Here is a 15,252-nt window from a genome sequence, read left to right on the forward strand (position 1 = left end):
CCCACAAGGCGAACAAGGCCCACAAGGAGAGCAAGGCCCTCAGGGTGAACAGGGTCCTCAAGGAGAACAAGGTCCACAAGGAGAGCAAGGTCCACAGGGAGAACAAGGCCCACAAGGCGAACAAGGCCCACAAGGAGAGCAAGGCCCTCAGGGTGAACAGGGTCCTCAAGGAGAACAAGGTCCACAAGGAGAGCAAGGTCCACAGGGAGAACAAGGTCCTCAAGGAGAGCAAGGTCCTCAAGGAGAGCAAGGCCCTCAGGGTGAACAGGGTCCTCAAGGAGAACAAGGCCCACAAGGAGAGCAAGGCCCTCAAGGAGAACAAGGCCCACAAGGCGAACAAGGTCCACAAGGAGAGCAAGGCCCTCAGGGAGAGCAAGGCCCTCAGGGAGAGCAAGGCCCTCAGGGTGAACAGGGGCCTCAAGGAGAACAAGGTCCACAAGGAGAGCAAGGTCCACAGGGAGAACAAGGCCCTCAAGGAGAGCAAGGCCCTCAGGGTGAACAGGGTCCTCAAGGAGAGCAAGGCCTTCAGGGAGAACAAGGCCCACAAGGAGAGCAAGGTCCACAAGGAGAACAAGGTCCTGAAGGGGGCCCTCAGGGTGAACAGGGTCCACAAGGGCCATCAGGTCCTTCAGGTGGAATGTCGGCGATTTTCCTTGCCACATCACAGAACGTTTCAAACGGAAACTATGTCGGGTTGAGTACCACTTCGGGTGTCTACTCACGAAGTACAGTAGTGGTGCCTCAGAACGCTACGATTACAGGAATCGCTTTACACACTCGCGATAACATCATTGGAACTGTCACGGCTACGGTTGTGAGGAGCACTACATGTGACCTCACTCCTGTCGATACTGCAGCGACGGTAACCGTTAATGATCCGGATTGCTGCGATTTTGCACCTGCAAGTGTCGCAGTCAATGAATGTGACCTATTATCTGTTAGGATCGATTATACTGCTTCAAACCTGACCACAGGGGTTGCCGTCACGATTTTACTATCCTAGGAGTGGAATGAAAGAAATAGTCGTACTGCGGTATGGCTATTTTTTTATTCAGACAGAGCACTTCCTCTTCAGAATAGTACCAATTCATTTTTTGACTCATAGACTAAAAATGAGAGATGTATTTGTTCAGGGAGGGATGGAATTGAAAGGCATCATCTTAGCAGGAGGCAGCGGAACCCGGTTATATCCCTTGACGAAATCGGTTTCCAAGCATTTATTACCAATTTATGATAAGCCGATGATCTATTATCCCTTGTCGTCTTTGATGAATGCGGGAATCAGGGAAGTCCTGGTCATCTCAACCAAGGAAGATGTCTCGCGTTATAAAAATTTGCTGGGAAACGGTTCCCATCTTGGGATCAGGATCGAATATAGGGTTCAGTCAGCGCCGGAAGGGATCGCTCAGGCGTTTCTAATCGGCGAGGATTTCATAGAAGGCGATCGGGTTGCACTGATTCTCGGGGATAATCTTTTTTACGGGTATACCTTCGAGAAGAAAATGATGAAAGCCAAAAAACAAGAGAGTGGGGCTACGATCTTCGGCTGTTATGTGAACGACCCTGAGCGATTTGGGGTGGTGACCTTCTCTAAGGAAGGGAAGGTGCTCTCGATTGAAGAGAAACCAGTAAATCCCTCATCACATTATGCGGTGCCGGGACTCTATTTCTATGATTACCGGGTGGTGGACATAGCTAAAACGCTCACGCCTTCCAATAGGGGGGAGCTTGAGATTACGGACATCAATCAAGCTTATCTCTCAGAAGGTGAACTATCCGTGCAATTGCTGGGTTCGACCGATGTCTGGATAGATGCCGGTACCCCGCAGTCTCTGTTCAGGGCCTCGCAGTTTGTCAAGACAATTGAAGAGACACAGCAGACGAAATTGGGGTGCATTGAAGAGATTGCTTACCGAAAGGGGTATATCTCTGAAGCGCAATTGATTCCCCTTGCAGATTCTCTAGCGAAAAGCGATTACGGTAAGTATTTAAAAGAGTTGGTCAAGAAAAGACGATTCGAGGTGGAGCATGAAGATACGTGAAACAGAAATAGAGGGGGTGTGGATTCTTGAGCCAAGGATTCATACAGATCATCGGGGGTTTTTTATAGAAACCTTTCATAAAAAACGGCTGGAAAGCCTGGGGCTCCCTCACGAGTTCAAACAGGATAATCACTCCTTTTCCAAGGAGAGAGGTGTCCTAAGGGGGTTGCATTATCAATTGAACCCAAAGGCCCAGACCAAGCTAGTGAGGGTGGCCACCGGTTCCATCTATGATGTGGTAGTGGATCTGCGCCGAGATTCAACCACATATGGCCACTGGCTTGGTTTCGTACTGGATTCAGAGAGTAATCGCCAACTGCTTGTGCCGAAAGGGATGGCTCATGGATTTTGTACACTTTCTCCAGATACAACGGTTTTGTACAAAGTCGATGAGTGTTATGATCCTACATTGGACAGAGGGATCAGATGGGATGACGAAAAACTGTCCATTGATTGGCCGGTCGCGTCTCCGATATTATCGGATAAGGATTCTACTCTGCCTTTTTTAGAACAGGCGGAATTTGATTTTTCAATAAAGGGGTAACGTATATGACGATACTGGTGACAGGCGGGGCGGGATTCATTGGAAGCCACTTTATCCGCTACATGATTGAGAAGTACCCGAAGCAGCCCATTGTGAATGTGGATATTTTGTCGTATGCCGGCAATTTGAAGAATGTGAATGATATCCAAGGGAGTGAGCACTATTTCTTTGTGAAGGGGGACGTGACACATTATGAATGGATGGACGATGTGATAAGAAAGCATGATGTGGAGCTGATTGTCCATTTTGCCGCAGAATCCCACGTGGACAGGAGTATCCTGAGCTCTTCAGAGTTCGTCCGGACCAATGTGATGGGGACCCAATGTTTGTTGGATATCGCCAAGGAACATGGGATCCGGTTTATACAAATTTCCACAGACGAAGTGTATGGCTCATTGGGGCGAAGAGGGGCATTTACAGAAGAAAGCCCCCTGAAGCCGAACAGTCCTTACTCTGCCAGTAAGGCAGGTGCAGACTGTCTGGTGCGTGCCTATCACGAAACATTCGGGCTGAATGTAAATATCACCCGGTGTTCCAATAATTATGGTCCGTTCCAATTTCCGGAGAAACTTATTCCGCGTATGATCCTACTTGCCCTTCAAGAAAAGAAGCTGCCGGTTTACGGAAATGGACAGAACATCCGTGATTGGCTACATGTCAGGGATCATTGTTCTGCCATCGATGCTGTAATTCAAAAAGGGAAGCCCGGCGAAGTCTATAATATTGGAGGACATAATGAGCGAACCAATCTCGAGATTGTGTATAGTATTGTGGATGCAATCGGGAAGTCTCGGGACCTTATCACGTTTACTTCCGACCGACCGGGTCATGATTTTCGCTATAGTATTGATTCCGGAAAGATTCAAAGGGAGCTCGGGTGGAGACCGTCCCATCCTTTCGAGAAGGGCCTTCTTGAGACGATTAGCTGGTATCAATCGAATGAGGCTTGGTGGGGAAAGAGAACGGAATGAAAAGGAGGGGATCTCTGTGAAGAAGGTGCTTGTCACAGGAGCAGAAGGACAGTTAGGGACAGACCTTTGTCTGCTTTTGAAAAGTAGAGGGTATAAAGTGTTGGAGAAAAATAAAACACAGATGGATGTGACCAATCCAGACAAAGTTGAAGAAGTCATCCTTAACGCACATCCCGATGTCATCATTCATTGTGCTGCATACACAAAGGTGGATGAGGCGGAAAAGAATGCGGACCTGGCCTTCCTGGTCAATACTTTGGGGACCCGATATGTAGCAACGGCTGCAGAACGTTTAGGAATACCGATTGTGTATATGAGCACCGATTATGTATTTGATGGAGAATCAGGTGTACCCTATCATGAATTTTCCTGTCCATCACCAATCAATGTCTACGGTGAATCAAAGTTTGCTGGTGAAAGGATCGTAAAGGAAGTGCACTCACGCTATTTTATCGTGCGAACATCTTGGTTGTTCGGTCAAAAAGGTCCGAATTTTGTAGAGACGATGCTGAAGCTTGCACGAGAGAGAGCATCCCTTTCCGTTGTGGATGATCAAAGGGGGAGCCCGACTTATACCGTGGACCTTTCCTCGTCCATTGTCGGGCTCATCGGCACCTCCCGATATGGAACGTACCATATAAGCAACTCAGGCGACTGCAGCTGGTATGGATTTGCGAAAGAACTGTTCATCCAGCGCGGTATGGACGTCGACCTGAAACCATGTACGTCAGAACAATTCAAAAGGCCAGCTAAGAGGCCCTCCTTCTCCGTGCTGGATCACATGGGACTCAGGAATAATCATTTCGCACCGATGCCTCATTGGAAAGACGGTTTGAGGAGGTATTTAGCTCAGAATCCATCATGACCTCAGTTGGTTCAAGGTATCAGTGATCCGTTTAAGGTCGTCCTTGAAAGCGGGCCGATGCTGCACCCTTTCCCGATAGCGGAGAAGGGCTTTTTGAAAATCTTTATCTGCTCTTAAAAAGCCACCTTCCCTTGACGCAATGATCAGGTCCAGCCACTGGCTGAACGTCTTTTCACCAAGAGTCTGATTGTTTTGGAACGGATGGATCCTGAAGTAGCTCATGGCTTCCGTCAAGTAAGCTGCCTTCCCTTTTGAAAGCAGCCCAAGCCAGGAAGCGAGATCATTCAGCAGGGAATATTGGTTTCCCTTATAAACGCCAAATGGTTCGTCAAGATCGCTTTTTCTGAATAGAACCGTCGTAGGCTCACCGATAATATTCAAACATTGTGTCAGAGCCATGTCCCCCAATACCCGGCCATCCATGATCCTTGATTCTTTGAATAAGCGTTTCGTAGCGGTTAAGGGGGCAATGGGATCGCCTGCTTCATTAATGGTTTGCCTGAAAGAAGTGACAAGGGAAATCCCCTCGAATGATTCAAAGAAATAGATCATTTTCTTTATCTTGTCACGATGAAAGACATCATCGTCCATCAGATAATTGATGTATTCCCCCTTCGCCAAATCAAAGCATTTATGCCAGTTTTTCAAGAACAGATTCTGCTCGTTCTTTACATAGGTGATGAATGAGTGCTTCTTTAAATAGGGCTGTACCATTTCCTTTACATCATCATTCGAACTGTCATCACAAATGACCACCTCGATCGCCGGATACGATTGGGAGAGGACGCTCTCTAAAGCAATTTTTAATGTACCAGGTCGATTGTATGCGGGAATAACGACGCTTACCAATGGTCGATCCATCTTATCACCTCATTCTTCTTTATGGCCATTTTCTTTTATACACGGCGGGAACCCCGGCATACAACGTATGGGGAGGAACGTTTTCTTTCACAAATGAACCGCCTCCAATCATCGACCAGGCTCCTATGGAAACCTTCTCCCGGATCGAACTTCCGATTCCAATTGTCGCCCCTTCTCCCACCATTACATTTCCCGCGATGCTTGCACCTGGGGCAACCGTTGCATAATCTTGAATGATATCGTCATGACTCAGGATGACGCCCCTATTAAGAATCACGAAGTTTCCTACCTGAACATTCGTCGTCAGGATCGTTCCTTCGCAGATGATCGTTCCTTTGCCGATTGTATTCCGTTTGGACAAATATACGGATGGGTGAATCAACGAATTCGCAGGCTGAAAGCCGAGGCGTGTCGTTTTATCAACGAAATGCTTCTTTAAAAAAGGATCACCCACCCCGGCACACACAATCCTCACCTGATCCTTGAGATGTAGGATATCTGGGAGGTCCCCGAAAACAGGGAGTCCGTCCATGACCTTTCCTTTATACTCCGTTCGTTCATCAAGAAATCCGATGACCCGCGCTCCCATTTGCTCGCATAGATGAAGAACCTCCCTTGCATGGCCGCCGCATCCCCATATGACAAGCGGTTTCATGAGAAAGTCATCCTTTTTACGATTCGTTCCACCAACGGCTCCGTCATTTCCTCCCATAAGGGGAGGCTGACAATCCTTCTTGATATATGGTCCGTGTGGTGCATGGTCGTTCGCTTATGGTTTGAAAACAGGGGATGCTGATGGCAGGGAGGTGAGAAATAAGTGCGGGCTTCGATCTGATCTTGATTTAGGGTCTCAATAATTTCATGGTTATTCTTTTCAGGTGGGCATAAAACGGGCATGAATTGATAGGGAACCCGTCCCTTTGCGGCTTGAAGTTCCCACCCCTCTGATAAAAGCCGCTTATCCGTCAAGGCATCAACATACCATTGGTGGACTTTTTGCCGTTCACTTATTTTATGAGGATAGGCCGGTAACGTGGCAAGTCCGATAGCCGCCGGATATTCAGACATTTTGCCGTTCAGTCCTTTTAAAGCGGTTTCTCTTCCTTCGGTGAATCCGAAATTTTCCGTGTGTCTGATGTCTGAAATGAATCCTTCATCCCTTGAATAAATGAGACCGCCTTCTCCAACACCAAATGATTTTGTCGCATGGAAGCTAAACACAACAGCTCCAGGAAACCCTTTGCCGAAATGTCCATACTGTCCATTCACACCGAAGCTCGCTGCTGCGTCTACAATGATCGGTATCCCTGAATCGTGTAACGAGGCATAATACGTAAGAGCCATATCAGTTCCGAATGTGGCATAGGGCATTATGGCGGCCACTTGATCTCCGAGGGTCGAAAGTAATTCTTCGACCATTACTGTATCCATGCACCAATCGTCCTTATTTACATCGACAAAGTATGGTTCCAGTCCACACCATAACGCCGATAAAGGGGTAGCTGAAAAGGTGAAGCTAGGCATCAGTACATACTTTCCATGAGGACGTTTGCATCTTGAAAGGGCCAATATCAACCCGGTGGTTGCGTTGTTGACAGTGGTGACTGCTCCAACTCCGTCAAAGTAATCGCCCAGGATCACCTTTTCAAGACGTGCATTGAGCGGGCCAAAATTGCTATATTGTCTGGAAGCATCAATTTCTCTCAAATATGGAGAAAGATCTTCCTGGTTCACTAAATGAGGTCGTAAAAAGGGAATATTCATCATAATATAGGAACGTTCAACTCCTTTCCCTATTCAATATATTTTGAGTATGGGGAGAATAGAAGTTGAAGAAAGTCGTGCATTTTAGATAATGCAGAAAGGAGGTGGATTGTTGAAGTCTCCTCGAAAGCGACGACTTGCGGTTATAGATACAGTCTTTCCTTGGAAACAAAGCGGCTTCAGGTATTGGGAGTGCTGTGAAATTTTTCATCAAAGGCCTGACACGTTGTTTTTTGCTGTCAACGTTCAACGGGAGGGGTTTCCTACAACGGTCCATCGTTTTGAAGAATTTAAAGAGATGGCAAAGGAGAATGGAATTACAGATGTTTACTGTGTTTTTCTAAACCTGGCCTGTAGTCTGCTCGGGTGCCGTACCTTACCGAGCGGAATGAACCTTCCAGGATCAAATCCCCATTTGGATATCTCTACTTTTTTAAGAGAAAAGAGTATCAGGTTGCATACCACTTTGTATCCAGGGGGTGGCATGGGACCTGATACTCCTGCACCATTCCTCTCACTGATAAGAGAAAGGTGCACAAGCATATTTACTAATGTACAGGAAGTGTTGGACGAGATTCCAAGTAGTATCTTCACTCCTGTTGTCATTCAAACGGACCATTATTCGTACAAAAAGAAATCTCTTAATGGGAAGATTCAACTAACGTTTGCTGCTAACCGAGGTGTTCGTAAAGGATTCTCGTTGCTGGCAAATGTATTTAATCAGCTTGATGACACGTTCCATTTAAATATAATCGGAGATTGGGAGAGGGATCTTCATCTTTTGAAGAATAGACAGTTTACTTACTATGGTCCTTTGCCACCAGAAGATTTGACAAGCGTATATCAACAAACTCATGTGTTTCTTTATACTGGTACCCAGGATCAATTCGCCCTTGACGGTTTTCCTGTTACGGCGGCGGCGGATGCCATGTCCACAGGATGCCTGCTCATATCAACAAATCCAAGAAACGATTGTCTGACACTGGTCGCAGGGAAAGATTACCTCGAAGTCGAAGCGATGAGTTACGCGTTCGTCAATGAATTGAATTGGGTTAAAGACAATACTGCAGCTGCTATGAAAATAGGCGAAACAGGAGCGATGACTATTAAGAAGTTATTTGATTGTAAGGGAGTAGTGAAGAAAAAGATTCATCATATCTTCCAATCATAGCCGTTTTAATTCAACGAAAGGAGGGTGATTATGCTGTCAAGTGATACGCCAATGATGACCGCTTATCTTGTGATTTCGAAACAAAATAAAGATGAGAATGTAGGCGGGATGATCTTGAGGTTAGAGGAAAGAGGAATCTCGGTAAAGGTATTGGGATCGGTCGATCCATTTCCGGAGATTCAGCCGAAACATCCCCGTGTATATGTCACTCTTGGACCAGACTGGAAAGAGTTCAAAGAGATAAATTCACTTCCCGTCACTGAAAGGAGACGCTGGCTGCATTATTCCACCTCAGATGAAATCCAACCTGATCAGTTGTTCTACTGCTGGTTGAAACGGACCGATCCCATGCCTGTCACTAAAGTGGTCCCATCCAGCCGTTTTACAACAGACCTGCCCTTGGTATCCGTATTCACTGCAGCCTATCGTTCAGGTGAAAAAATCAAGCGTCCCTATCGCTCGCTCTTGAATCAAACGTATACTAACTGGGAGTGGGTCATCGTGGATGATTCCGGTGACGATGATGTCACATATCATAATGTTCTAAAGTCGCTCGGGGATCCTCGTGTGAGATGTTACCGCCAGGATTCAAGGAGTGGTTACATTGGAGCAGTGAAAAGGTATGCAGCGGGCCTATGCACCGGAGAGATTCTTATAGAAATCGATCACGATGATGAATTGACATCAGACTGTCTGCAGAAAATCGTGGCTGCTTTCATTGACAATCCAGATTGCGGATTTGCCTATGGGGACTGTACGGAAGTCTATGATACAAGCAAGCGGGCTCATTGGTACGGTTGGGATTCAGGGTACGGATACAGTATCTATTATCGAGTGTGGATCCATACTTTGAACCGGTGGCAGAATGTAAATAAACACTCAGCCATCAACGGGAGCACCATCAGGCATCTGGTGGGCTTGCCGAACCATCCGCGCGCATGGACGAGAGAGTGCTATCACTTGGTGGGGGGACATAGGGAAGAACTGATGGTAGCGGACGATTATGATCTCCTTATCCGCACATTCTTGACCACTACATTTGTAGCCATTCCCGATTTATTGTACATCCAATATCGAAATGAACACGGCAGCAATTCGACCTTTACACGAAATCAGCAAATTCAGATTCTGGTCAAACAGCTCCATCGTTATTATCATGAACGAATCGTTCAACGATTGAGGGAAAAGGATCTTATAGAGGATATTCCTTACAAGCGCGTTTGGGAAAGGAATGAAGATGATAAAGGAAAAGAAACGGCCCATATCATCCATGAAGATGAGTCGAGGGTGTCGATCCTTTTTCCCATTCCATACTCATGCAAGGACTACGATTCCACCCAGTTGATCAAGACCATCAAAAAAGGCATCGAAACCCGATTTCGGGATTATGAAGTTGTCGTGGTGGGGCGAATCCCGGCTGAAGTAGAAACCCTTGCGTCCATGGCACCGATGGGATCCATCAAGTGGTGGCCGATGGAACCTGGTGATTCTGTAGAAATATGTATTTCGTATGCTAAATATTGTTCGACATGCAAAGAGAAGATTGTGGTGATGCCATAGGGCTAAGGCTCAATCGATATGGTGATCAAGCTTATATGAAAGACGCGATTCGCAAGGCATGTGGAGCCACTAATTTTGAAGCAATTATCACGTACCCGAATACGGAAACGCAGATTCCTTAAAGTTATCAGTATACCTATACTTAAATGGGTAACGAAATCGTCGATATATTTGACAATGAGAACCCTGATAAAGTAAACGAATCACTCGGATTAACAGATAGTGAGTCTTTCAATTCAATTAGTTCTAATACAAATATAATGTCAATATGCTATTCCGTCTGAAAAATGCCAAGGATCCTTATTATAAAAGGGATCTTGGCATTTTTCATTATGTCATAAGTTACTCATAAAATCCCATTAACTAAGAACAAAACAGAAAATATTCCTGCGGTCAGTAAGCTAAGATTGTCTTTCTTCCGTAAAAGGGCCATTTAATGGAACAAGAAAAAAAAGACTGAGTATTTGTGTTAATAGTAGTATGATTTTTGTGAAGAGATGCACTTAAACTGACTAGGCAGATATACTGTTGAGTAGAATATTTTATTTTTGGGAGATGAATGTTGATGTTAAGAGATGTTTGTAATTGCGAAGTTACTAGTTCATTTAAGCTAGAAGCAGACTTTGTGGCTGATCCAATTTGGTGCAATATATGTGGCTGGAATCTTGATATTGATGAATTTCCGTTAATAGATAATCTTAAAGATGAATTATATCAATGGACTAAACAATATAAGAAAATTCACATTAATAAACATAATTCGATCGGGCAAAATCTCACTAAAAAAGTGGAAGAAGAATTAGGCTTAGATTATAGAATCATATTTATACCTGACAAATAAAAAGTACACTCCAAGATTGTTTTACTAATTGGGCAATTTAGTGTAATTAGCCTTATGGAACTAACAGGAGCTTATCCAGAACAGGGTAAGCTCATTTTTGAGGGGAAATGGTCTTGAGTAAATTGTGGTATTTTGAAATAATTGGTATTAAGGTAAAGGGCAGTTTAGTTTAACAAGCATATTCGATTTTTTGTGCCATAAAAAAAACGGTTTCTGGGGGATAATGTATGAGATTTATTTCGATAATCATTTTAGTATTCATCATTTTAACAGGATGTTCGGATAAGCAATCTCTAGAACTAGTTCGTTCGTCTGTTGAAATTAGTTACGATCGTGCAGGGAAGACAGGTATTACATCTGGGGAAAAAGAAGGGGAATCTATTCAACCGATTTCATTAAGCTATCATTTTGTTTTGAAAAATACAGATGAAGATGCTATTGGTGGAAATGAAAAACTCAATAAAGAAACGTATGAGTATGAAGATGGATTAAAAGTGAATCTTGAACCCAGTAAAAAATTAATAGAAGTTTCTAAAGAAGTCATGGGTTTCAATATTTTTAATGAAGAAGAAAGAACTGAAGCAAAAATGGGAATGGGAACAGAAACGATTCCTGTTCTTGAAGCCAATCACGAAGGAGAATATGATCTTGACTTTGATTTAGGCGCATTAGAGGAAAATCCTGAAATGAGACTTGCACCATCTGAAGAAAAATTAGAAAAATTAATAAACTATGCTCAGGATGCGACATTAGTAATTTATATCAAAGATGAGGAAATCGCTCGTTTTGACCTCACAAATTAACATATGTACTCAACTAAAGGTGGCAATAACTGAAGATCAGCTAATTGATCGCCTGGTAATGCCTTCTTCAATTAATGGAAAGTTAAAAGGAATAATTCCCGACAAAATTATTAGGTTATCTCTAAAAATATACTAAAAAATTTGGTCTCCTAAGGAGGGGAGTTGAATTGAAAAACAAGTTAACAAAATCCCGAACAGATAAGTTAGTAAGCGGTGTTTGTGGAGGAATAGCGGAATATTTCGGTATTTCTTCTTTGGGAGTAAGGTTAATTTTTCTTTTATTACCTGCTAATGTATTTATATATTTAATTCTTGTTAATACAATGCATGACAGTCCCCGATTATTATAATTCTTTAAATATCTTATACAAGTATAAGGGGCAGGTTAGCGAAACGTATATTGAATTGCATGGGGGTGAACGTACTGAAAATTAAGTCACGGAAAGATTGGTGGTTATCCCTTATCGTTTGGACGACCATGATATTAGCTATGGGAAGTGGAATTTATGCAATTATTGATCAAACACCAAATACCTTGGATTTAATCATTACTTTTTCTCTTTGTGTTCTTCTGCCACTCTTTATATTATGGATGTGGGTAACGACCTATTATGTGGTAGACGAGAACCACTTAACCATTAGGTTTGGTCCTTTTAAAAAGATTGTTCCGTTAGACACGATAAAGTCTGTACGAAAAACAACGAACCCGATATCAAGTCCTGCGTTGTCCCTAAAAAGGCTTGAGATTGTTTACGGTTACTATAACTCCATCCTTATTTCTCCTATTCATAGAGATGAGTTCATTGAGATCCTTTCCAAACGGTGTAAGAATATCGAAATTATAGCTTAGTTTTTTCAAAAATATAGAGGGATATAGAGGTAGAGTCATATGCCTAAAACTGACAATATGTTAGCGATTCTATGGATGCTTCGTTCAGGTGGAAAAGTGACGGCACAGCAAATGGCAGAAAAGTTAGAGTTGAATATAAGGACGGTGTATCGTTATATTGATACCATTTCTACAAGTGGCGTACCGATTGTTTCAGAACCAGGACATAACGGTGGATACTCTTTATTGAACCATTTTATTGAGGCTCCGCTTTTTTTTGATGTTGAGGAGCAAACATCCCTACTTCACGCGGCTGTTTTTGCAGAGGAAGCCGGATATTATGGAGGGGAAGCACTCCATAGGGCCATTTCAAAACTAAGTCACCACTCCAATCAAGAGCAGGAAACAAAGATCAACCAACATGTTAATAGTCTTGAAGTCATAAGTGGATTACGTCCACACGCTATGGAACCTTTTTTGAAGGAGTTGGAACAGGCCGTAGCGGACGGGTACTCAGTCAACATTCTTTATCATAAAAGTGGCGAAAAGCCATTACATGAGAGATTGGTCGATCCGTACCGAATGATTTATTGGAATCATAAGTGGTATGTGATTGGATTTTGTCATCTTAGAAATGATATTCGTAGTTTTAGAGTAGATCGAATGGAATGTCTAACCGTAACCGAAACCAAGTTTAACCGGCCAGAGAATTTTTCAGCAGGGGACTATTTTATAAAGGGCCTCCTTCCAACTATAGAAGATAAGGAAGGAATTATGTCTTTGGTTCTTCATGGGGATAAAAGTGCATTGGATGATATTTGCCAACATTGGTTTTTAGGGCATTATGTACAAGAACGGACTTCCAAGCAAGCCGTGTTTCTTCTGGAAAAAGAGATCATACATACATATGTACCTTATTTACTTTTACCATACAATACATCGATTAAAGTGGTTGAACCAATCAGCCTTAAGAAAAGAATGGTTGAAGTTCTGTCGGAATTAATAGAATTTCATCAGGTTTAATGACTTCCCTGACGCTAACTGTCAGGGAAGTTTTATTATAATAGCAATATCAATGGTGATTGGAGTGTTCTTGGATGCAAACACAAAAAGCTTATTTATATGTATTTGATACAATGTCAGACTGGGAATATGGATATGTAATGGCTGAACTAAACTCAGGAAGGTATTTCAAGAAAGATGTAGCACCTTTAAACGTCATGACAGTAGGAGCTACTAAAGAAATGATTACGACGATGGGAGGACTGAGGATAAAACCGGATATGTCCTTTGATGAATGTACTCTTGAGAGGGAAGATCTTTTAATCTTACCGGGAGGGACCACTTGGAGTGAAGACATTCATCAACCCATCTTGGAAAGAGTTGGCCAAGCTTTAGAGCTCGGCACGATTGTGGCTGCTATTTGTGGTGCAGTTGAGGCCGTAGCGAATAGGGGATACTTAGATACTAAAAAACATACAAGTAATAACTTGGAATATACGAAAATGGTTTGTCCTAATTATAAAGGAGAGACGTTCTATGAGTCGGAACCTGCGGTAGCTGATGGTAATTTAGTTACGGCATCAGGAATAGCTCCTTTGGAATTTGCAAGGGAGGTACTGAAGAGAATGGATGTGTTTACACCAGATACATTAGATTCATGGTATCGCCTGAATAAGACCCATCAACCCCAATACTTCTTCCAGTTAATGAATTCAATAAATAAATGATGGGACTGAAATGCTCAATTTCTCTATTTTAAATTTGTAGAGAAGTTGGGCTTTTTAATCTGGAATTTTATATAATTTCCCAAAGGATCGGTTCTCCAAACTATTGAAGGGATTTTCAGCTCTTTGTTGAACTATGTAAAGAAATGAATTGTAGTGGATATGATGATGAATTTGGCTATTTAAGAGAATTGTGACTATGTGACTAAACTTACATGTGGAGGAGATTGTCATGGATGATGCGCCAAATAACACGAGGATAGATACTGCTTCAAGAATGATTTCAGTACCACCACAAACCGTCTATCGTTCTTTCTTGAATCCGGAGGACCTCGTTTCCTGGCTTCCGCCAAAAGGGATGTCAGGTGAAATTGAAATGTTTGATCCCCGTGAAGGCGGAAGTTTTAAAATAACGCTGATGTATGAAACAGAGCATTCAAATCCTGGTAAAACGACCGAAGAAACGGATGTTGTCCAAGGGACGTTTCTGGAGTTAGTTCCAGATAAGAAAATTGTGATATCCGTAAAATTCAATTCCGATGATCCTGCTTTCTCGGGGGAAATGATACAGAAATGGCTCCTGGAACCCAATTCGGGAGGTACAAAAGTGACCATCATTTGTGAAAATGTCCCTGAAGGAATTAAGAAGGAAGATCATGACATCGGTTTAAGGTCCACATTAGAAAATCTCGCTTTGTATACTGAATAATGTTTCCTTTCATTAAAAGATTGCCTCACTCTCAAACCATTCAAACTCAATCTGAGATGTAGCAGGGGAGCGGCTGCATAGAAAGAACATTGCGTTCGTACCTGGCTCTATAATCAGTCGACCATCCACTCTAAAACCCAGCTCTGTTCTTTCGGGACTTAGCGCTCTGGTACCGACAAACTTACCTCCTGAGAATGAACCTGAAACACTGGGATTGTAGAAGATTTGTCCCACAGGTGTATGCTTGGAGGCCAGCTTCAGAACACTCACGTCTGATGACAGAGTCGGGGTTCCGGGAGGGTCAGCATTCACAACAAAGTCTGCCGTCACTAGTTTAGTTGAAAAGTTTGTCAAAGCAAAAAAAGAGACATATAAATTCACATTAGAATGAAGCGGGTTTACAAGCTGTGCCCATGCATGTTTACTGGCACTTGTATTTAATAATCCGGAAGTACCAGCAAATAGCCTTCCTTTGGTACTTTGATAGGCTGGGTTTATGATATCCACTGTTGGTTTTATTTCCATGGTAAGTTTCCCTCCTGATAAGTCTACTTTTAAAATATAT

Annotated in this window: 18 protein-coding genes and 2 pseudogenes; 16 read left to right on the forward strand and 4 right to left on the reverse strand. The window is 43.1% G+C overall.

Annotated elements, in window-relative coordinates:
- The 6 genes and pseudogenes from SLH55_RS19965 to rfbD all read left to right on the forward strand — a co-directional run.
- Positions 1-698, forward strand: a pseudogene (locus SLH55_RS19965) (hypothetical protein); the annotation flags it as partial.
- Complete coding sequence (locus SLH55_RS19970) at positions 695-1,003, forward strand: hypothetical protein (protein ID WP_320324323.1); 309 nt, start codon at positions 695-697, stop codon at positions 1,001-1,003. The pseudogene SLH55_RS19965 and the gene SLH55_RS19970, both read left to right, overlap by 4 nt.
- 142 nt (positions 1,004-1,145) lie before the next feature.
- Positions 1,146-2,042, forward strand: a complete 897-nt coding sequence (gene rfbA / locus SLH55_RS19975; RefSeq protein ID WP_320324324.1) for a glucose-1-phosphate thymidylyltransferase RfbA — start codon at positions 1,146-1,148, stop codon at positions 2,040-2,042.
- Positions 2,029-2,586 (forward strand): dTDP-4-dehydrorhamnose 3,5-epimerase, encoded by a 558-nt coding sequence (gene rfbC, locus SLH55_RS19980; protein ID WP_320324325.1) that lies wholly within the window; start codon positions 2,029-2,031, stop codon positions 2,584-2,586. The genes rfbA and rfbC overlap by 14 nt, the downstream gene beginning before the upstream one ends.
- A 5-nt stretch (positions 2,587-2,591) precedes the next feature.
- Positions 2,592-3,557: a dTDP-glucose 4,6-dehydratase gene (rfbB, locus tag SLH55_RS19985; RefSeq protein WP_320324326.1), complete on the forward strand. Its 966-nt coding sequence runs from the start codon at positions 2,592-2,594 to the stop codon at positions 3,555-3,557.
- Positions 3,526-4,422 (forward strand): dTDP-4-dehydrorhamnose reductase, encoded by an 897-nt coding sequence (rfbD, locus tag SLH55_RS19990; protein WP_320324373.1) that lies wholly within the window; start codon positions 3,526-3,528, stop codon positions 4,420-4,422. Before rfbB ends, rfbD begins: the two co-directional genes overlap by 32 nt.
- Here the strand turns inward: rfbD and SLH55_RS19995 are convergent.
- From SLH55_RS19995 to SLH55_RS20005, 3 genes are read right to left on the reverse strand one after another with little or no spacing between them, the layout of a single operon-like run.
- Complete coding sequence (locus SLH55_RS19995) at positions 4,417-5,283, reverse strand: glycosyltransferase family 2 protein (RefSeq protein WP_320324327.1); 867 nt, start codon at positions 5,281-5,283, stop codon at positions 4,417-4,419. The two genes, rfbD and SLH55_RS19995, sit on opposite strands and share 6 nt — an antisense overlap.
- 19 nt (positions 5,284-5,302) lie before the next feature.
- Positions 5,303-5,938 carry an acetyltransferase gene (locus tag SLH55_RS20000; protein ID WP_320324328.1) on the reverse strand — a complete coding sequence of 212 codons (636 nt, stop codon included), beginning with the start codon at positions 5,936-5,938 and terminating at the stop codon, positions 5,303-5,305.
- Positions 5,935-7,050: an aminotransferase class I/II-fold pyridoxal phosphate-dependent enzyme gene (locus SLH55_RS20005; protein WP_320324329.1), complete on the reverse strand. Its 1,116-nt coding sequence runs from the start codon at positions 7,048-7,050 to the stop codon at positions 5,935-5,937. The genes SLH55_RS20000 and SLH55_RS20005 overlap by 4 nt, the downstream gene beginning before the upstream one ends.
- Positions 7,051-7,159: 109 nt before the next feature.
- Between SLH55_RS20005 and SLH55_RS20010 the strand changes: the two genes are divergently transcribed.
- The 10 genes and pseudogenes from SLH55_RS20010 to SLH55_RS20050 all read left to right on the forward strand — a co-directional run bounded on the left by SLH55_RS20010 (position 7,160) and on the right by SLH55_RS20050 (position 14,687).
- Complete coding sequence (locus SLH55_RS20010; protein WP_320324330.1) at positions 7,160-8,218, forward strand: glycosyltransferase; 1,059 nt, start codon at positions 7,160-7,162, stop codon at positions 8,216-8,218.
- Positions 8,219-8,248: 30 nt separating this feature from the next.
- On the forward strand, positions 8,249-9,778 hold the full coding sequence (locus SLH55_RS20015; protein ID WP_320324331.1) for a glycosyltransferase: 1,530 nt from the start codon (positions 8,249-8,251) through the stop codon (positions 9,776-9,778).
- Positions 9,779-9,786: 8 nt separating this feature from the next.
- Positions 9,787-10,035, forward strand: a pseudogene (locus SLH55_RS20020) (hypothetical protein); the annotation flags it as partial.
- Between the two features lie 308 nt (positions 10,036-10,343).
- Positions 10,344-10,619 (forward strand): hypothetical protein, encoded by a 276-nt coding sequence (locus SLH55_RS20025; protein ID WP_320324332.1) that lies wholly within the window; start codon positions 10,344-10,346, stop codon positions 10,617-10,619.
- Positions 10,620-10,846: 227 nt separating this feature from the next.
- Complete coding sequence (locus SLH55_RS20030; protein WP_320324333.1) at positions 10,847-11,422, forward strand: hypothetical protein; 576 nt, start codon at positions 10,847-10,849, stop codon at positions 11,420-11,422.
- 167 nt (positions 11,423-11,589) lie between these two features.
- Positions 11,590-11,772, forward strand: coding sequence for a PspC domain-containing protein (locus tag SLH55_RS20035; protein WP_320324334.1), 183 nt, complete (start codon positions 11,590-11,592; stop codon positions 11,770-11,772).
- Positions 11,773-12,014: 242 nt separating this feature from the next.
- Positions 12,015-12,272, forward strand: a complete 258-nt coding sequence (locus SLH55_RS23290; RefSeq protein ID WP_413787118.1) for a PH domain-containing protein — start codon at positions 12,015-12,017, stop codon at positions 12,270-12,272.
- Positions 12,273-12,311: 39 nt separating this feature from the next.
- A complete protein-coding gene (locus SLH55_RS20040; RefSeq protein ID WP_320324335.1) occupies positions 12,312-13,274 on the forward strand; it encodes a YafY family protein in 963 nt (320 codons plus the stop codon).
- Positions 13,275-13,348: 74 nt separating this feature from the next.
- Complete coding sequence (locus SLH55_RS20045; protein ID WP_320324336.1) at positions 13,349-13,981, forward strand: type 1 glutamine amidotransferase family protein; 633 nt, start codon at positions 13,349-13,351, stop codon at positions 13,979-13,981.
- Positions 13,982-14,210: 229 nt separating this feature from the next.
- Complete coding sequence (locus tag SLH55_RS20050) at positions 14,211-14,687, forward strand: SRPBCC family protein (RefSeq protein ID WP_320324337.1); 477 nt, start codon at positions 14,211-14,213, stop codon at positions 14,685-14,687.
- A 12-nt stretch (positions 14,688-14,699) separates the two neighbouring features.
- Here SLH55_RS20050 and SLH55_RS20055 read toward each other — a convergent pair whose 3' ends face one another.
- Entirely contained in the window at positions 14,700-15,212 is a 513-nt protein-coding gene (locus SLH55_RS20055) for a DUF6143 family protein (RefSeq protein ID WP_320324338.1), read from the reverse strand.
- Positions 15,213-15,252 lie beyond the last annotated feature (40 nt).

Origin of the sequence: Rossellomorea sp. YZS02, from assembly GCF_033963925.1 — a bacterium.
Lineage (GTDB): Bacteria > Bacillota > Bacilli > Bacillales > Bacillaceae_B > Rossellomorea.